This is a genomic window from Pseudomonas sp. S60 (assembly GCF_016647865.1).
Classification (GTDB): domain Bacteria; phylum Pseudomonadota; class Gammaproteobacteria; order Pseudomonadales; family Pseudomonadaceae; genus Aquipseudomonas; species Aquipseudomonas parafulva.
On the sequence record NZ_JACVVH010000047.1, the window covers coordinates 1 to 18,045 of the forward strand.

Consider the following 18,045-nt stretch of genomic DNA (forward strand, 5'->3'; position numbering starts at 1 on the left):
GGTGCTCAGGCTCATTCGCCGCTATCTGGAGGCTGGGGTCATGACGGGCGGGATCGTCAGCCAACGGCAGGAGGGGACGCCGCAAGGCGGCCCGCTCTCGCCGTTGCTGTCGAACATCCTGCTCGATGAACTGGACCGTGAATTGGAGCGGCGGGGCCATCGCTTCGTACGCTATGCCGATGATGCGAACATCTATGTACGCAGTCATCGGGCCGGCGAGCGGGTGTTGGTCAGCGTCGAGCGCTTCCTGAGAGAACGCTTGAAACTGGCGTTGAACAGGAAGAAGAGCCAAGTGGCAAGCGCGTGGAAGTGCGACTACCTGGGTTATGGGATGAGCTGGCATAAACAGCCTAGGCTGAGAGTGGCGACGATGAGTCTTAGCCGCTTGCGCGGTAAGCTCAAGGAACTGCTGCGGGGGGCGCGAGGCTGCAAGGTGACCTACATCATCGAGTGGCTGAACCCCGTGCTACGGGGCTGGGCGAGCTACTTCAAGCTCAGTCAGGGCAAACGCGCCCTTGAGGAATTGGACGGGTGGATCAGGCACAAACTTCGCTGTGTCATCTGGCGTCAATGGAAGCGGCCCTTCACGAGGGCGCGCAACCTGATGCGCTTGGGGTTGGGCGAAGCGCGAGCCTGTAAATCGGCGTTCAATGGTCGTGGCCCATGGTGGAACTCGGGGGCGTCGCATATGAATCAGGCGCTGCCGAAGAAACTATGGGATCGACTTGGACTTGTCTCGATACTGGATACGATAAACCGGCTTAGCCGTATAACCTGAACCGCCGTATACGGAACCGTACGTACGGTGGTGTGAGAGGACGGCGGGTGTGAGCCCGCCTCCTACTCGATTTCTTCACGCAATCCCGGGAAGCTTGGGGTTGGGTGTCGGTGTCGGTGTCGGTGTCGGTGTCGGTGTCGGTGTCGGTGTCGGTGTCGCGAGCTTATCCATTGCGGACGGTGACGCCGCCGGCCCCTTCCGCCTTTACGGCGGGTCTATTTTGTCTTGGCAAAATAGACGAAAACCGCTTGCTCCTGCATCCGGCCCTCCGCTGCGCTCCGGGTCCCCTCCCTCCGGTGCCTGCCGGGGCTACGCGGCCTACGACTTGCTTCGCAAGTCTTCACCTCGCGTTTTCGGCTGCGCCGAAGGTGCTGCGCACAGCCCCGGCAGACACCTCCGCTCGGCCTCCTGACGTCGCGAGTTACGGGCGGCGACACGAAAGACCCATGTTTGAAAACGACAGCGGCATCGGTAACCCGAGACGATCCAGGCGCTCTTGCTCTTCAGTGCGCGGACTTTCAGGAGCAGGAAATTGCGACTTCGGCCGGCCGAGTGGAGGTGTCTGGAGGGGGCAGGTGCGCAGCACCCTTCGGCGTAGCCGAAGACGCGAGATGAAGACTTGCGCAGCAAGTCGTAGGCCGCGGAGCCCCCGCAAGGCACCGGAAGGAGGGGACCCGAAGCGAAGCGTAGGGCCGGCTGTGGGAGCGGGCGGTTTTCGTCCATTTTGCCGCATCAAATCGGCATAGGGGGCGACCATCTGGCCGCGCCCCTGCCACACCACCCGGCATGCGGGTCCGCACCGGGCGGTTCGAGATATCCAGGTCAACAGAGCCTGGGAAGTCCCAACCGGTCAAACCATACCACCGTAAGGATTCCATGAATGAAACCAGCACTGTTGTGCCAAATACGGTGGCTATCAGCCGCAATCTGTGCCGCACGTTCAGGGGGCGCCCCTAGCTTGCGCAATTCACGATAGATAGTTTTGCCGGTTCTCCACTGCTTGAGCTGCAAGGCCCTGAGTCGTCGGCGTATCCAGCCATCCAGTCGCTCCCACATCGCTGTGGTTTGCGACAGACAGAAGTACGCTTTCCAACCCCGTAGATAAGGCCTAAGCCCTTCGATCACCTGCTCCAGGCTCCGCCCGCTATTACGCGCTGTCAGTTTCCGGATTCGTTGCTTGAAGGCCTGTATGGCCTTGCTTGCGACCCATCTCCGTATCTTTCCGTCAGGAGTGAGCCAGAAGCCATACCCGAGAAATTTCCGGCCAAATGCACTGGCAACCGCACTCTTGCTTTCGTTCACGCGCAACCCAAGACGGCTGTAAAGGCGTCGGAGCATTGCCATCACCCGCTGGCCGGCTTTGGGGCTGCGAACGTAAACGTTGCAGTCGTCTGCGTATCTGACAAAACAGTGGCCTCGTTTCTCCAGTGCCTTGTCCACCTCGTCCAACACCACATTCGCCAACAGAGGTGAGAGCGGGCCACCTTGCGGTGTCCCCTGCCTGCTGACGACTATGTCCTGTCCGATCCGTGCCCCGCAGTTCAAGTAGGCCCTGATCAAACGCAGGATGCGCCGATCACTCACCTTCTTGCCCAGACGGGCGATCAGCAGGTCGTGGTTCACGCAGTCGAAGAATTGCTCCAGATCGACATCTACCACGACCTGACGGCCCAATTGGATATGCTGCTGCGCTGCAAGAACAGCTTGCTGGGCACTGCGTCCGGGGCGAAATCCATAGCTGTGATCGCTGAAGCCGGGATCCAGCAATGGCTGGAGTACCTGCAACAGCGCTTGTTGAATGAGTCTGTCCGTAACCGTAGGAATGCCGAGCTTGCGCTCGCCTCCGCCAGGTTTGGGGATAAGCACCCTGCGCACAGGCGCCGGCCGATAGTCACCCGCCAGAAGCTGGGCTCGTATTGCTGGCCACGTCGTTTTCAGCTGCTGCACGGTTTCGTCGATCGTCAGACCGTCTACACCGGCAACACCTTTATTCGACCGCACCTGCTTGAGGGCAAGCAGTAGATTTCCTCTGTCGAGCGCTGCTTCCAGCAGCCTCGAACCTGTGAGGCTCGGGTCAGGACGCGGACAACGGGCTTCAACGCTGGAGGCGTGGCCTGGGGATTCACCCTTCGCCACTGCCTCCCGCTCCGGCTCACCGGGCATCTGTTGCATGGCCTGTTGTATCGTCATGTCGAACCACTTTCCTTCTCGTTCAGCCCTTTGCCGCAACATCGCGGCTACTATGGCCTCTGCTGACTTCTCGCTCCGGCTCACACCGTCGTCCTTTCAGACATGAGGCGAGATCTCCCCGGGTAAGAACGCCATCCTTCACCTCACAACCGCCGCATTTACGTATCCGGCCTCTAGGCCACAAGGGCTTCGCAGGACATTGGCTGCTCGCCCTGACCGGATCCGCCTCGAATGCGATTCGTGTACCTCGGCTCGAGGTTTATGCTCCACGCTTCCTCCCCACAGTCGGTCGCCCTTCTGCAGTTGCGCTTCACTTCGCTCACTGTGGCCAGCTCACGAGGGGACTTTCACCCCTAGGATGGCGCCCATGCCGGGCGCACAATGGACCCGCCGTAAAGGCGGAAGGGGCCGGTGGCGCCACCGCCCGCAATGGATAAGCTCGCGGTGCCGGTGCCGGTGCCGGTGCCGGTGCCGAAAGCCCCCTGCAACCCCGAAATTCCGTGAAGAACCTTTTTTTCGGCTCTTCGCGGGACCTGGGTTGAGGCTTCCAGGTACCCGCCCCTCGCCCCCAAAGAAAAAAGCCTGCCGAAGCAGGCTCCCGGACAGCTACGAAATCAGCAGCCCTTGAACACCGGCTTGCGCTTCTCACGGAAGGCGTTGACCGCTTCCTGATGGTCCGCAGTCTGGTTGGACAGCGCCTCGTACGCCAGCGAAGCATCGATCACCGAGGTGACCACCTGCTTCAAGGCAATATTGATCGACGCCTTGGTCCACTGGATGGCGTTGGCCGCGCCATTGGCCAGGCGGCTGGCCAGCTCCTGCACCCGGCCATCGAGCTCCTCCGGCGCCACCGCATAGTTGATCAGGCCGATGCGCTCGGCCTGTTCGGCGGTCAGCAGGTCCCCCGTCAACAGGAATTCCTTGGCCTTGGCGTAGCCGACCAGTTGCGGCCAGATGGCCGCCCCGCCATCACCGGCGACGAAGCCGACGGCCACGTGCGGGTCGCCGATCTTCGCTGGCAGCGCGGCATAGGAAATGTCGCTGAACAGGGCCAGGGTCGCGCCGAGCCCGATGGCGTGGCCGTTGATCTTGGCGATGATCGGCTTCTGGCAGTCGAGCATGGAGAACACGATCTGCTTGCCGCGACGCATGCTGTCGACGAAACGCTGCGGCTCGTCGATGACCCGCTGCATTTCCTCGATGTCGCCGCCCGCGCTGAAGGCACGCCCCGCGCCGGTAAAGATGATCACCCGGGTCAGCGGGTCATGGCCGGCGTCGATGAACACGCGGGCCAGTTCCTTGTCCATGTCGTCGTCGATCGCATTGAGCGTTTCGGGACGGTTGAGCGTGATCGTCAGTACGCCGTTGTCGCGCTCGAGCTTGAGCGCCTGGTAGTTGGAAAAGTCCATCAGTTGCCTCGTTCCACGTTATAGGGTTTACGGCACTTGCCGCGGCTCAGATCTCGACCATCTGGAAATCGCCCTTGGCCGCACCGCATTCGGGGCACGCCCAGTCGTCGGGGACGTCCTCCCAGCGGGTGCCTGCCGGGATGCCTTCATCGGGCCAGCCCTCGGCTTCGTCGTAGATGAATCCACAGAAAAAACACTGCCACTTCTTCATCGCTCGCTCCCCGGGCGTCAGGCCACGTGCCATTGCAAAGGCAGGTGGAGCATGCCGTTGACCATGCCGGAGGCACAGCGCGGTTGCTCACCCGCCTTGATCTCGAATTCGGGAATGCGCTTGAGCCATTCCTGCAGGAACACCTTGATTTCAGTGCGTGCGAGGAACGAGCCCGGGCAGCGGTGCGGACCGTTGCCGAAGGCGGCATGCACCACCGGCTTGCGGCCCAGGTCGATGTCCATCGGGTTGGCGAAACGCCGCTCGTCCAGGCCGAACAGGGCGTTGGGCACCTGGATCTGGTCGCCCTGCTTGAGCTGCACGCCGTTGAACGCCGTGTCTTCCACCACCACCCGGGCGGTGTTGGTCACGCCGTGGCGGCGGATCAGTTCGTCGACGGCGGTGAGGATCAGCTCGGGCTCCGCCGCCAGGCGCCGGCGCTCGATGGGATGTTCGGCAAGGAAGCGGCAGATGAAGCTCATCATGGCAGCGACGGTGTCCAGGCCGCCGAACAGCACGACGATCATCATCCCGAACATGCGCTCGGGGGAAATCGGCTGCCCGTCGATCCTGGCGTTGACGATCAGGCTGATCAGGTCATCGCCCGGGTTGCGGGTGCGTTCCTCCACCCACTTGCCGATATAGCCCATCAGCATGCCCTGGGAGCGCTGGCGTTCCTGCAGGTCGCCCCGCACCGACAGCTCGGCCATTTCCAGCAATTGCAGGCGGTCGTCCTGGGGCAGGTCCACCAGGCGCAGGAAGATGACGATCGGCAGCATCTTGGCGAATTCGCCGACGAACTCGCATTCGCCACGGGCCTTGAAGCCTTCGATCAGTTCGATGGTCAGCGCCCGCACATCCTCCTCCATCGAGGCGATGGCCTGGGGCAGGAAGGACGGGGTGATCAGCGTCCGGTACGCCGCGTGCTCCGGCGGATCCAGCTCCAGGGGTACCAGTTGCACGTCCTCGCTGCGCGGCACGGTGACCCGGGCATGGGAGAAACGCGCCGCATCCTTCTGGATCGTCTCGATGTCCTGGGCCCGGGTGGCGATCCAGTGACCACCGTTATAGGGCGACCAGACCACGTCCGGGCCGTCGTGCAGGGTCTTCCAGGCGGCGTGGACGTCGGTTTCGGCACCGGGTGGGTGCATGAAGTCGAAGTCCACCACGCGGTCCGCGGGGACATGGCCGGGAACGACCCAGTGTGCGGGATAGCTCATTGCAGGCTCCATGGAGGGAAATCATTTCCCTCTTATTGTTGTTTTAGGAACATCGTTCGCATTTTTGTATAACACGAGCCGTCATGAATCAACCCGGGGGCTGATCTCGCGACGGCCCGCACGGGCTCAGACCGGGTCCCAGGTGAAGACTTCGCCGGAGCGTTCGACCGGGATGAACGAGCCCTTGAGCGCCGGCATGCCGTGCTCGGCCAGGCTTTCCGCGGTCCAGCCCTCGGAGCGCTGCACCGAACGGATCGGCCGCGGCTGGCTCATCAGGAAGATTTCGTTGTTGCGCACCGCGAACACCTGGGCATTGACCTCCGCCGCCCGGTCACTGGCCAGGTAGACGCAGATCGGGGCGATCTTGGCCGGGGTCATCTGCTTGATCTTCTCGACCCGGGCCTGCTGCTCCGGAGTGTCGGTCGGGATCGCGCCGATCATCCGGCTGTAGGCGAACGGCGCCACGCAATTGGAACGCACGTTGAATTTCTGCATGTCCAGGGCGATCGACTTGGACAGCGCCATGATCCCCAGCTTGGCGGCGTTGTAGTTGGCCTGGCCGAGGTTGCCGATCAGGCCCGAGGTGGAGGTCATGTGGACGAAACAGCCCGCCTCCTGTTCCTTGAAGTAGTTCACCGCCGCGCGGCTGACGTAGAAGGAACCGTAGAGGTGGACCTTGAGCACGGCGTCGAACTCTTCGGCCGTCATCTTGTGGAAAAAGCGATCGCGCAGGATGCCGGCGTTGTTCACCACGCAGTCGATCCGGCCGAACTGCTGCACCGCCTGCTCGACCATGCGCGCGGCGGCGGCCGGGTCGGACACGCTGTCGGTGTTGGCCACCGCCTGGCCGCCGGCCGACAGGATCTCGTCGACCACGCGCTGGGCCGGGCCGACATCGACCCCTTCGCCCGAAACCGAGGCGCCGACGTCGTTGACCACGACCTTCGCGCCCTGCTGCGCCATCTGCAGGGCGATGTCGCGCCCGATACCGCCACCGGCCCCCGTTACCAGGACCACCTTGCCTTCAACCATCGAACCCATCTCAAAGCCCCTCGATCAAGAGATACACCGTCCGAACGGACGACGCTCTGCCGCAAGCCCGTCTACTACGCTGACGGAAAGCAGCAATCCGCGATCATAATCATGAACGCTGTTCCCATATAAAAACAGCTGCTAGCATGAAGATCAACCCCGCAGGTGCCTGACGGGTCGTGGGGTCCGTTCGGGGACTGGATGGATCTACCCGGGCTTCACTGGCTGGCAGGGCAGCGGAATGCAATTACTAGACGATAAATTCTAAACGTCATTTGATATACTGCACGACATTCGCGCCAGCGATGGACGCGACCCTTTATTCCCGCCCTTCTCAAACATTGGGATATTTCATGAAAAACAGGGAAAACGACGTGGATGCCGTAGAAACGACACCTCCGCTGGGCCCTCGCTCGGTGACCCGCATCCTCGGACTGTTCGAAGTACTGGCCAAGGCCGGTGATGGCATGTCGCTCGCGGAACTGAGCAGCACCCTCGAAACCCCCAAAAGCAGCCTGTTGACCCTGCTGCGGCCGCTGGTCGCCGAGGGTTACCTGAGCCACGGCAACAACCGCTACCGCCTCGGCCCCTTCATCTACCGGCTGGCCGGCAATATCCTGGCGACGCGCAATTTCCCGAAACTGATGCGCCCCTACCTCGAGGAACTGGCCTCGAAAACCGGTGAGAGCGTGTACCTGTCGGTGATCGATGTCGAATCGCAGATGGTCACCCACATCGATGGCATCGACTCGCAGAATCCGGTGCGCTACGTCTCGCCGCTGGGTGCGCCGCGCCCCCTGCACTGCACTGCCCCCGGCCGTCTGCTACTCGCCTACCAGGACGAGAAGGTCCAGGAGCACTACCTCAAGACCGCCAAGCTCAAGGCCATGACCTGGCGTACGGTCACCGACCGCAACACGCTGAAGAAACAGCTCAAGGAAATCCGCGACAGCGGCGTGTCCATCAGCATCAGCGAGCTGAGCGAAGGCGCGGCCGGTATCGCCGTCCCGGTATTCGACACCGACGGCTCGGTGGCGGCGGCCCTGGTGATCGCCGCGCCGGCCGAACGCATGCAGCACAAGCTCAACGAGCTGCGCGCCGTGCTGGTCGAGGCCGCTTCCGACGCATCCGGCCAGTTGAACAACTGACGAGCAGCCCCCGACGCGGTCGTTGCCTTCGAGAACCTGACGTCTCCAGGTAACGGCCGGGCGGCCTAGCGATACACCGACTCCTCCTGCGCTCCCAGGCATTTCGCCTGATCACGATCGAGCCAATCCCGCCGCTTAGCGACGGCGACGCCTGCCGCCCTTTCCGCCATTCCCCGCTCCAGCAGCGCGGCGTCCTGTCACGCGGCAAAAAACATTTCCAATGATGTCAACGGCTTAACGCCGCGCCCCCGGGAATTTGCCTGGAACGCTCTTTTCGAAGCCAAAAAAGCCGTGCTAGATTAAAAACAGAACTATGTTCATATATATGAACGAAATCTTGGCTACTTGGGAGATCTATCCGGCCAGGGCGGACCCTGGCGGCACGCATCGTGTTCTTTCCACAGCACGTCCATAGCGGACAAACCTCACCAACAATAATTAACAAAGGTTTGTAAATGATGATCAGAGTGCCTTCAGGACGAGTGGCCGCCTCACCGCGCTTGCTCGCCATGGCTACCGCTTTACTGGCCGCGGGCCAGGCATACGGATTCGACATCGATCTGGGTGAGTCGGACTTTCACCTGCGTTGGGACAACACCGTCAGGTACAACTGGGGGATGCGCCTGCAGAAGCAGAGCCATCTGGTCAATCGGGCCAGTGGCGGCGCCTTCGACCAAAGCAACGCCGCCTTCGACCGCTACGACACCATCACCAATCGCCTGGACCTGCTGTCCGAGGTCGACCTCAACTATCAGAACAAGTATGGCGCACGGCTGAGTGCCGCGGCCTGGTACGACCAGGCCTACGACGGCAAGGACCCGGCACGGGTGCCTGGCGGCAGCAGCTATGCCGACAACCACTACAGCGACGTGGTCAAGCGTTACTACGCCGGCCCTTCCGGCGAGTTCCTCGACGCCTACGTCTACGGCCGCTTCGAGCCGGCGGGCCTGCCCATGGATATCCGCGCCGGCCAGCACGCGGTGATCTGGGGTGAAGCGCTGTTCGGCAGTACCAACGCCATTTCCTACGCCCAGGCCCCGAGCGACCTGCGCAAGACCACCGCGAACCCCGGCGCCTCGGCCAAGGAGACCGCGCTGCCGATCAACCAGGTCTCGACCATGGTGCAGTTGAACGATCAGTTCGTCCTGGCCGCCCAGTACCTGTTCGACTGGAAACCCAACCGCATCGCCGAAGGCGGCACCTACTTCGCCGGTTCCGACAGCATTCTCGAAGGCCCGAACGTCGGCCGCGGCAAGTCGATCGATGGCGACAGTGGAGACTACGGCCTGTCGTTGCGCTGGCGGCCCGACTGGTTCGACGGCACCCTGGGCGCCTACTACCGTCGCTTCGACGAAAAATCCGCCTGGGCCTCGCAGATCGACGCGTCCACCGGGCTGGCCCGGGCGGTGTACGCCAAGGACATCGATCTCTACGGCCTGAGTGTCAGCTCCAACATCGGCGGGCTGTCGGTGGGCGCCGAGCTGTCCTACCGGGAAAACATGCCGCTCAACAGCAGCGGCGCCGCGGCAGACCAGGCCCACCGCCTCGAAGGCGCCAGGGGCTCGACCTGGCATGCGGTGCTCAACGCCGTGCAGACCTACGGCGACACCGCCGTGTTCGACTCTGCCAGCCTGTCGGGCGAGCTGTCCTGGGCCCGGCTGGACAAGGTGACCGACAACGCCGCGGCCTACCGGGCCAAGGGCTACAACGCCGGTTGCGGCGAAGATGCCAGGCTGCGCGGCTGCTCCGACGATGACTTCTACAGCGCATCGCTGTCCTTCACCCCGGTGTGGACCCAGGTGTTCCCGAGCATCGACCTGAAACTGCCGATGTTCCTCTCGCGCAACCTCAGCGGCAACGCACCGACCAATGGCGGCGGCAGCGAAGGCCTGACCACCGCCAAGATCGGCATCTCGGCCGAAGCCTATGCGGTGCATTTCATCGACCTGGCCGTGACCTACTACGACCAGAAGCACAGTGACTCGCGAAACCTGGTCCTGGGCCCGCCCTACCTCGACAAGGCCTGGGTCTCGCTGACCTACCAGACCACCTTCTGATTCGCTGACGTCCACGGGGATATTCCATGTTCACATCCAAACTGTTCGCCTGTGCGCTGACCACCCTCTGCGCGGGCTCCACGCTTGCCGCCGTCAGCCCGGACGAAGCCGCGCAACTGGGCAAGAACCTGACGGCCTTCGGCGCCGAGCAGGCGGCCAATGCCGCCGGCACCATCCCGGCGTACGACGGCGGCTTGCCGACGTCGACCAATCCGCCAGGGTTCGTCAAGGACTCCGGCAAGTGGATCAACCCCTATGCACAAGAGAAACCGCTGTACAGCATCACCGCGGCCAACATGGCCGAGTACGCCGACAAGCTCAGTGAAGCGACCAAGGTGATGCTGCAGCGCTATCCAAGCTACCGCCTGGACATCTATCCGACCCACCGAAGCGTCGCCTACCCGCAGTACATCCTCGACAAGACCCGCGACAACGCCACCAAGGCCTCGCTGTCGGCGGACGGCAACACCCTGGCGGGGGCGATCGGCGGCATTCCGTTCCCGATCCCGAAGACCGGCTACGAAGTCATGTGGAACCACATGGCGCGCTTCAACGGCGTCGCCGCCGAAGACCACATGCGCAACTTCTATGTGGACAGCAACGGCAAGCGGATCAACTCCGGCGAAATCAAGCTGTCGAGGAACTTCACCTTCCACAACCCGGCGGCAACGGCCGAGAGCCTCAAGAAGAACGATGCCTTCATCTTCCAGAACGCCTACAACTTCACAGGTCCAGCCCGCAGCGTGGGCGATGCCACCATGTACTACGACACCATCGACATGAATGCCATGCCGCGCCGGGCCTATGCCTATTCGGCCAGCACCCGCCGCGTGCGGCTCAGCCCCGATATCGCCTACGACACCCCCATCGCCTCCCAGGGCGGGGTAACGACCTACGACGATGCCGAGCTGTACACCGGCAAGCTGGACCGTTTCGACTGGAAGCTGGTGGGCAAGCGCGAGCTGTACATCCCGTACAACATCTATGACCTGAGCTTCAAGGTCCATTCCGACCAGGCGCTGACGCCCAACCATGTCAATCCCGATGCCGTGCGCTGGGAGCTGCACCGCGTCTGGGTGGTCGAGGGCACCCTGAAACCGGGCCTGCGCCATGTCTACAGCAAGCGGGTCTACTACTTCGACGAGGACTGGTCGGGCGCCGGCGTCAGCGACGAGTACGACGGCGCGGGGAAACTCTACAAGGGCTTGCACATGGGCATGAGCCAGCTCTACGACAAGCAGGTGCCGATGTCCCGGACCTACTGGGCCTACGACCTGGCCACCGGCGTGTACTCGTTCTCGCAGAACTACGCCGACCTGAAGTTCGGCTGGCGGGTCATGGACAAGCCCTTCCCGCCCTCCACCTTCACCCCGGAAGCCCTGCAGGCCCGTAGCGGCCGTTAATCCACCTGGCGAACGCGCGCCACCCGGACACCCGGCTGGCGCGCCCTTGGAAGGTCATTCACATGGGATTTATCTATCAAGCCCTGGTGGCGCTGGTAGTGGCTTGCTGCGCCTGCGCGGCGAGCGCCGACACGCTGTTCCGCGACCCGCTCGACACCCCCGCCCTGCACAGCGACAAGGCCGGCACCAGCCTGCTGGTCGGCGTGACCCGCACGCCAGGCGGACGCTGGGTGGCGGTGGGACGGCGCGGCCACGTGCTCTGGTCGGACGATGCGCACGCCTGGCATCAGGCCAAGGTACCGGTCTCCGTCGACCTGGTGGCGGTCAGTTTTCCCTCCGGCGAACACGGCTGGGCCGTCGGCCACGGCGGCGTGATCCTGCGCAGCCTGGACGGCGGCCGCAGTTGGGAAACGCAACTGGACGGCCGGCGCCTGGCCGACCTGCTGATCGCCCACTGGACACCGCTCGCCGCCCAGGCGAGCGAGACGGAACCCGGCGCCCACCTGGCGTTGCAGGATGCCGAACGGTTCAAGGACGAGGGGCCGGGACGGCCGTTCCTCGATGTCGCCTTCATCGATGAGCAGACCGGTTACGCCGTGGGCGCCTACAACCTGATCCTGATGACGACCGACGCGGGTGCGCACTGGCAAGTGCTGTCCGACCGGGCGGACAACCCGTCCGCCTTGCACCTGAACGCGGTTCGCCTGCTCGACAGGCAGGCCTACCTCGTCGGAGAACAGGGCCTGCTGCTCCACGAGAATCCGGCGACCGGCCGCTTCGAGGCCATCCAGACGCCCTACGGCGGCACCTGGTTCGGCCTGCTGGCGCGGCCAGACCTGATGCTGCTGTTCGGCCTGCGCGGCACGGCCTACGCGAGCCATGACCAGGGCGCCAGCTGGACCCGGGTCGACACCGGGACCCAGGGCACCCTCAACGCCGGCGCCAGCCTGGCGGACGGCCGGGTGGTCCTGGTGACGGCCGAGGGCCGCCTGTTGCTCAGCGACGACGCCAGCGTCGGGCATTTTCGCGCCGTGCCCGTCGACTCCACCCAACCACTCTATGGCATCGCCACCGGCCAGGACGCCACCGCCGTGGCGGTCGGTGCCGCTGGCGTCCGGCTGTTCGACCTCGCCGCCGACGCGGCAAGCCGCTAGGGAACCCAGGCATGACCCACTTTGAAACCGATCCCTCGAAGGACGCCCCGGTCATCGGCAGCCCGGAGCTGTTCGATACGCGCTCAGGCTCATGGCTGGAGCGCCTGCTGTTCAACCATCGCCTGCCGATCATCGTGCTGTGCAGCGCGCTGACCCTGTTCTTCGCGCTGCACGCCAGCCGGCTCGGGGTGAACGCAGGCTTCGAAAACCTCATCCCCCAGTCCCACCCCTACATCCGCAACTACCTGCAGAACAAGGCCGAGCTGAGCGGCCTGGGCAACAACCTGCGGGTGGTGGTGGAGAACACCGACGGCGACATATATGACCCGCAGTACCTGGAGGTGCTGCGCCGGGTCAACGACGCGCTGTTCCTGACGCCGGGCATCAACCGGCCCTTCGTCAAGTCGATCTGGATGCCCGCCGTGCGCTGGACGGAGGTGACCGAGGAAGGCTTCCGCGGCGGCCCGGTGATGCCCGATACCTACGATGGCAGCGCCGCCTCGATCGCCGGCCTGCGCGCCAACATCGGCCGGGCCGGGTTGCTCGGCACCCTGGTCGCCAATGACCAGCGCTCCACCATGATCGTCGCGCCGGTGCTGGAGAAATACGCCGATACCGGCCAGCCCATCGACTACGGTGCCCTCCAGCAACAGCTGGAAAGCCTGCGGGCGCTGGCGAACGAGGGCGATCATCCCGGCAAGGTGCGCATCCACATCATCGGCTTCGGCAAGCTGGTCGGCGACCTGATCGCCGGGTTGCACCAGATCATGTCCTACTTCGCGGTCGCCGCGGCCATCGCCATCCTCGTGCTGTTCGCCTACACGCGGTGCGTGCGCAGCACCGTGCTGGTGGTGGGCTGCTCGCTGATCGCGGTCGCCTGGCAGCTCGGCATCGTCCGTCTGCTGGGCTTCTCCCTTGATCCCTATTCCGTGCTGGTGCCGTTCCTGGTCTTCGCCATCGGGGTGTCCCACGGCGCGCAGAAGATGAACGGGATCATGCAGGACGTCGCCCGGGGCACGCACAAGTACGTGGCCGCGCGCTACACCTTCCGCCGCCTGTTCCTCGCCGGCCTGACCGCGCTGATGGCGGACGTGGTGGGCTTCGCCGTGCTGATGGTGATCGATATCCCGGTGATCCAGGACCTGGCGCTCACCGCCAGCATCGGGGTCGCCGTGCTGGTGTTCACCAACCTGATCCTGCTGCCGATCCTGCTCTCCTACCTGGGCGTCGGCACGTCGGCGGCCCGGCCGGTCGCCGCCGGCGCCATGCCACCCTCGCGCCTGCGCGAAGCCCTGGTGCGCTTCACCGAACCGCGCCTGGCGGCAGTCGCCCTGGTCGTTGCCGCTGCCCTGGCCGTCGCCGGCTTCATGGTCAGCCTGCACCTGCAGATCGGCGACCTCGACGCCGGCGCCCCGGAATTGCGCGCCGACTCCACCTACAACCGCGACACCGCCTACATCAATGCCCACTACGGGCTGTCCAGCGACCAGTTCGCGGTCATCGTCAAGACGCCCCCCGGGGAGTGCGAGAAGTGGCAGGTGCAGATGGAGATCGACCGGCTGGACTGGGCGCTGCTGCAGGTGCCCGGGGTGCAGGCCACCGTGTCCATGGCGGGCGCGGTGGCGCGGATGTCCTCGGCGCTGTTCGAGGCCTCGCCCAAGTGGATCACCGTCAGCCACAACCAGGCGCTGGTCAACACCTCGCTGCTGCGCGCGCAGGAGGCCAACCCGGAGCTGGTGAACCCGGACTGCTCGGTGATTCCGGTGGTCGCGTACCTGAGCGACCACAAGGCGGCGACCCTGGACCGGGTGCTCAAGGCCAGCGAAGCCTTTGCCCGCGAGCATGACGCGCCGGGGCTGGAATTCCTGCCCGTCGCCGGCTCCGCCGGGATCGATGCGGTCACCAACATCGTCGTGCGGGACGCCAACCGGACCATGCTGGTGCTGGTCTACCTGGCGGTCGCGGCGCTGTGCCTGGTCACCTTCAGAAGCTGGCGCGCGGTGGTGGTGGCCATCGTCCCGCTGCTGATCACCTCGATCCTCTGCGAGGCGTTGATGGTCGCCCTCGGCATCGGCGTCAAGGTCGCCACGCTGCCGGTGATCGCCCTGGGCGTCGGCATCGGCGTCGACTACGCGCTGTACCTGCTCAGCGTGCAACTGGAACACATGCGCAAGGGCGCCTCCCTGGCGGACGCCTATCGCCACGCCCTGTCCTTCACCGGCAAGGTGGTGGCGCTGGTCGGCGTGACGCTGGCGGCGGGGGTCATCACCTGGGCCTGGTCACCGATCAAGTTCCAGGCCGACATGGGTATCCTTCTGACCTTCATGCTGCTGTGGAACATGCTTGGCGCCTTGCTGCTCATCCCTGCCCTTTCCTGCTTCCTGCTGCGGAGCCCGAATCATGAAGCTTGAATCCATCCCCCCTGCCCAGGGGCTGCAGAACTACCCGCGCCCGGCGCTGGCCTGGTACATGACCGGCGTGCTGTTCTTGCTGTACTGGCTGTCCCTGCTGGATCGCCTGGTGATTTCCCTGCTGGTCGCGCCGATCCGCCGCGACCTGGGCATCAGCGACTTCGAGCTGTCGCTGCTCCAGGGCTTCGCCTTCGGCGCCTTCTATGCCGTCTGCGGGCTGCCGCTGGGTTGGCTGGTCGACCGCTTCAGCCGCCGCTGGGTGATCTTCGGCGGGGTCACCGTCTGGACCCTGGCTACCGTGTTCTGCGGCGCCGCGCACAGCTACTGGCAGCTGTTCCTGGCACGCATCGGCGTGGGCGCCGGCGAAGCGGCCCTGAGCCCGGCGGCCTATTCGCTGATGGCCGACAGCTTTCCCGCGCACCGTCTGACCACTGCGCTGGCGGTCTACTCCCTGGGCTCGCTGTTCGGCACCGGCATGGCGTACCTGATGGGCGGATTGATCGTCGAACTGGTCGCCGCGCACGACGTCGTCCTGCTGCCGATACTCGGCGAGATCCGTTCATGGCAGATGGTGTTCGTGGTGATCGGCTTGCCGGGGATACTGCTGGGCCTGCTGGTCTTCACCTTCAAGGACCCGGGGCGCCGGCGCACGGCGGGTACGCCAAGGCAAAGCCGGGATGTGGTCGGCGAGGTGCTGGGCTACCTGCGCCGGCACCGCACCTTCTTCCTCTGCCACCACGGCGGCTTCACCCTCTGCGTGATGGCGGTGACCGGCCTGGCGCTGTGGGCGCCGACCTACCTGGCCAGGACCTTCGCCTGGTCGCCCGGGCAGATCGGCACCTGGCTCGGCGTGGTCGGGACCCTCGGCGGCGTCATCGGCGCCGTGCTGTGCGGGCAACTGATCGACGCCCAGGTGGCGAAAGGCAAGCGTGACGCGCATCTGCGCCTTTTCAGCATCACCAGCCTGATCGCCTGCCCGGTGGTGGTCGCCGGCATGCTCTGGGGCGACCCCTACGTGTTCCTCGCGGCGTTCTTCATTGCCCAGGTGCTGGTCAGCCCGATCATGGGGATCTCGGCGGCAGCGCTGCAACTCGCCGCGCCGGCGCACTTGCGCGGGCGGCTGTCGTCGATCTACCTGTTCGTGATGATCCTGCTGGGCATCGGTGCCGGCCCCTCGGTGGTCGCGGCCTTCACCGACTTCCTGTTCGCCGACGACGCGAAGCTGGGCAATTCCCTGGCGCTGCTGTTCGCCATCGCCTGCCCGCTCGCGGCCCTGGTCCTGCAACTGGGCCGGGCCGCGATGAGCCGGGCGGTGGAGGAAAACCAGCCGGCCGCCTGAGGCCGGCCGGCATGGATCCGGCCCCGGCCTGGCTCAACGGAAGGAGACGGTGTGGCCGCCATCGACCGCGATGGTCTGGCCGTTGATGTAGCCACCGGACGGCGATGCCAGCAGCACGGCCAACCCGGCCAGCTCGTCCACTTCGCCGAAGCGCTGGGACGGGTTGCGCCCCCGGTACCACTCGACCATGGCCGGATCCTCCCACTGCGAGCGGGCCATCTCGGTCTTGAAGGTGCCGGGGGCGATGCAATTGGCCGTCACCCCCTTGCAGGCGAATTCGTTGGCCAGGTTGCGGACCAGTTGCATATCGGCGGCCTTGGTCAAGCCATAGGTGCCGGTCATGCGGTCACCCAGCAGGCCGACGATGGAGGCCACCACGATGAAGCGTCCATAGCCGCGCTCGAGCATGCCCGGCACTGTCATCTGCGCCAGCCAGATGCTGCTCTGGACGTTGACCTGCATGAACTTGTCGAAGGTTTCTTCCGGTAGCTCGAGCACCGAGCCTACCCAAGGGTGGATCGCGGCATTGGCCATCACGATGTCCACCCGCCCCCAGGCATCCACGGCGCTGTCGACCAGGTGCTGAACTTCCTCCTTGCGCCCGATATTGCATGGCACGGCCATGGCCTCGCCGCCGGCATCGCGGATCTGCGCCACCGCCGCTTCGCACGCTTGGGCCTTGCGCCCGGAAATGACCACCTTCGCACCGTGTTCCGCCATGCCCATTGCACTGGCCAGCCCCAGGCCACGGCTGGAACCGGTGATAATTGCCACTTTGCCCCGCAGGTCGAACAAGGAAGACGAAACCATTTCACACTCTTTTATTTTTATTCGCAGTACGAATTTAGTATCCACACAGTGAATTTCGAATATACTCCGAAAATCTTCGACGAGCACACGCCATGACTACACCCGTTGCGAAAGACACCCCCGCCGACCAGGAAAAGGACCGCCAGTACGTCACCGCACTGGCCCGTGGCCTGCAGATCCTGCGCTGCTTCACCCATGAAAAACCGGAGCTGACGCCGCAGGAGATCGTGCGCATGACCGGCCTGCCGCAGCCGACGATCTGGCGCTTGTGCCACACCCTGAGCAAGGAGGGCTTCATCGTCTGTGCCGGTGAAAACAACCGCATGGCGCTTGGCCTGCCCGCGCTGGCCCTGGGCTACGCCGCCCTGGTCCGCCAGGAGCTGCCGAAAATAGCCCTGCCGCACATGCAGGCGCTGACGGACACCCGGCGCATGGGCATGTCGCTGGCGGTTCGCGACGGCCTGGACATGCTCTACCTGCAGCGTACCCACGGTGACTTCGTCTACATGAACGACCCGGTCGGCGCGCGCCGGCCGTTTTCCATCGCGCCCACGGGCTGGGCCTGCTTCGCCGGCTACGACAGCCAGCAGCGCGAGGATGTGCTGGAGGCCCTGGAGCGGCATGACCCTGGCGCCCTGCCCGCCATCCGCCAGCAACTGGACAAGGCCACCGAGCAGTACCTGCAGCACGGTTTCATCACCAGCATCGGCGTCATCCATGAACACCTGAACGCCATCGCGGTGCCCATCCGCTCGCTGCGCAGCGGCACGGTGTATGCCCTATCGGCTTCCGGCCTGGCGGCTGAGTGGCCACTGGAAAAGCTCATGACCGTAGGGCCCGAACTGGCTGCGCTGGCGCGCCAACTGACGATCGCCGCGGACTGATC

Annotated in this window: 14 protein-coding genes; 8 read left to right on the plus strand and 6 right to left on the minus strand. The window is 64.6% G+C overall.

The features are described from left to right. Positions 1–778 (plus strand): group II intron maturase-specific domain-containing protein (locus IAE33_RS20000; protein WP_268933272.1); only part of this gene is annotated, 778 nt, incomplete at its 5' end. A gap of 822 nt (positions 779–1,600) precedes the next feature. On the opposite strand, the gene ltrA is transcribed toward IAE33_RS20000, so the two are convergent. From ltrA to IAE33_RS20025, 5 genes are all read right to left on the minus strand, one after another. Next, complete coding sequence (gene ltrA, locus IAE33_RS20005; RefSeq protein ID WP_201164791.1) at positions 1,601–2,968, minus strand: group II intron reverse transcriptase/maturase; 1,368 nt, start codon at positions 2,966–2,968, stop codon at positions 1,601–1,603. 614 nt (positions 2,969–3,582) lie between these two features. Then, entirely contained in the window at positions 3,583–4,377 is a 795-nt protein-coding gene (locus IAE33_RS20010; RefSeq protein ID WP_201164792.1) for an enoyl-CoA hydratase/isomerase family protein, read from the minus strand. Between the two features lie 46 nt (positions 4,378–4,423). Further along, entirely contained in the window at positions 4,424–4,588 is a 165-nt protein-coding gene (locus tag IAE33_RS20015; RefSeq protein ID WP_201164793.1) for a rubredoxin, read from the minus strand. Positions 4,589–4,605: 17 nt separating this feature from the next. Next, positions 4,606–5,805, minus strand: coding sequence for a cytochrome P450 (locus tag IAE33_RS20020; RefSeq protein WP_201164794.1), 1,200 nt, complete (start codon positions 5,803–5,805; stop codon positions 4,606–4,608). Positions 5,806–5,931: 126 nt separating this feature from the next. Beyond that, positions 5,932–6,846: an SDR family NAD(P)-dependent oxidoreductase gene (locus IAE33_RS20025; protein ID WP_201164795.1), complete on the minus strand. Its 915-nt coding sequence runs from the start codon at positions 6,844–6,846 to the stop codon at positions 5,932–5,934. Positions 6,847–7,190: 344 nt separating this feature from the next. Here IAE33_RS20025 and IAE33_RS20030 point away from each other — a divergent pair, with 344 nt between their 5' ends. From IAE33_RS20030 to IAE33_RS20055, 6 genes are all read left to right on the plus strand, one after another. Continuing rightward, on the plus strand, positions 7,191–7,985 hold the full coding sequence (locus tag IAE33_RS20030; RefSeq protein ID WP_201164796.1) for an IclR family transcriptional regulator: 795 nt from the start codon (positions 7,191–7,193) through the stop codon (positions 7,983–7,985). A gap of 455 nt (positions 7,986–8,440) precedes the next feature. Next, positions 8,441–10,042 (plus strand): DUF1302 domain-containing protein, encoded by a 1,602-nt coding sequence (locus IAE33_RS20035; RefSeq protein WP_201164797.1) that lies wholly within the window; start codon positions 8,441–8,443, stop codon positions 10,040–10,042. Positions 10,043–10,068: 26 nt separating this feature from the next. Then, positions 10,069–11,445, plus strand: coding sequence for a DUF1329 domain-containing protein (locus IAE33_RS20040; protein WP_201164798.1), 1,377 nt, complete (start codon positions 10,069–10,071; stop codon positions 11,443–11,445). A gap of 62 nt (positions 11,446–11,507) precedes the next feature. Beyond that, positions 11,508–12,599: a YCF48-related protein gene (locus tag IAE33_RS20045; RefSeq protein ID WP_201164799.1), complete on the plus strand. Its 1,092-nt coding sequence runs from the start codon at positions 11,508–11,510 to the stop codon at positions 12,597–12,599. A gap of 11 nt (positions 12,600–12,610) precedes the next feature. Next, positions 12,611–15,010: an efflux RND transporter permease subunit gene (locus IAE33_RS20050; protein WP_201164800.1), complete on the plus strand. Its 2,400-nt coding sequence runs from the start codon at positions 12,611–12,613 to the stop codon at positions 15,008–15,010. Beyond that, positions 15,000–16,349 carry an MFS transporter gene (locus IAE33_RS20055; RefSeq protein ID WP_201164801.1) on the plus strand — a complete coding sequence of 450 codons (1,350 nt, stop codon included), beginning with the start codon at positions 15,000–15,002 and terminating at the stop codon, positions 16,347–16,349. Before IAE33_RS20050 ends, IAE33_RS20055 begins: the two co-directional genes overlap by 11 nt. A 33-nt stretch (positions 16,350–16,382) precedes the next feature. Here IAE33_RS20055 and IAE33_RS20060 read toward each other — a convergent pair whose 3' ends face one another. Beyond that, positions 16,383–17,159, minus strand: a complete 777-nt coding sequence (locus IAE33_RS20060; RefSeq protein WP_201164802.1) for an SDR family NAD(P)-dependent oxidoreductase — start codon at positions 17,157–17,159, stop codon at positions 16,383–16,385. 92 nt (positions 17,160–17,251) lie between these two features. Between IAE33_RS20060 and IAE33_RS20065 the strand changes: the two genes are divergently transcribed. Next, a complete protein-coding gene (locus IAE33_RS20065) occupies positions 17,252–18,043 on the plus strand; it encodes an IclR family transcriptional regulator (protein WP_201164803.1) in 792 nt (263 codons plus the stop codon). Positions 18,044–18,045: the final 2 nt, after the last annotated feature.

Coding starts and splice junctions, on each gene's coding strand:
- IAE33_RS20045 (WP_201164799.1), top strand. CDS start 11,508: ATGGGATTTATCTATCAAGCCCTGGTGGCGCTGGTAGTGGCTTGCTGC.
- IAE33_RS20025 (WP_201164795.1), bottom strand. CDS start 6,846: ATGGGTTCGATGGTTGAAGGCAAGGTGGTCCTGGTAACGGGGGCCGGT.
- IAE33_RS20065 (WP_201164803.1), top strand. CDS start 17,252: ATGACTACACCCGTTGCGAAAGACACCCCCGCCGACCAGGAAAAGGAC.
- IAE33_RS20050 (WP_201164800.1), top strand. CDS start 12,611: ATGACCCACTTTGAAACCGATCCCTCGAAGGACGCCCCGGTCATCGGC.
- IAE33_RS20055 (WP_201164801.1), top strand. CDS start 15,000: ATGAAGCTTGAATCCATCCCCCCTGCCCAGGGGCTGCAGAACTACCCG.
- IAE33_RS20020 (WP_201164794.1), bottom strand. CDS start 5,805: ATGAGCTATCCCGCACACTGGGTCGTTCCCGGCCATGTCCCCGCGGAC.
- IAE33_RS20040 (WP_201164798.1), top strand. CDS start 10,069: ATGTTCACATCCAAACTGTTCGCCTGTGCGCTGACCACCCTCTGCGCG.
- ltrA (WP_201164791.1), bottom strand. CDS start 2,968: ATGACGATACAACAGGCCATGCAACAGATGCCCGGTGAGCCGGAGCGG.
- IAE33_RS20030 (WP_201164796.1), top strand. CDS start 7,191: ATGAAAAACAGGGAAAACGACGTGGATGCCGTAGAAACGACACCTCCG.
- IAE33_RS20015 (WP_201164793.1), bottom strand. CDS start 4,588: ATGAAGAAGTGGCAGTGTTTTTTCTGTGGATTCATCTACGACGAAGCC.
- IAE33_RS20060 (WP_201164802.1), bottom strand. CDS start 17,159: ATGGTTTCGTCTTCCTTGTTCGACCTGCGGGGCAAAGTGGCAATTATC.
- IAE33_RS20010 (WP_201164792.1), bottom strand. CDS start 4,377: ATGGACTTTTCCAACTACCAGGCGCTCAAGCTCGAGCGCGACAACGGC.
- IAE33_RS20035 (WP_201164797.1), top strand. CDS start 8,441: ATGATGATCAGAGTGCCTTCAGGACGAGTGGCCGCCTCACCGCGCTTG.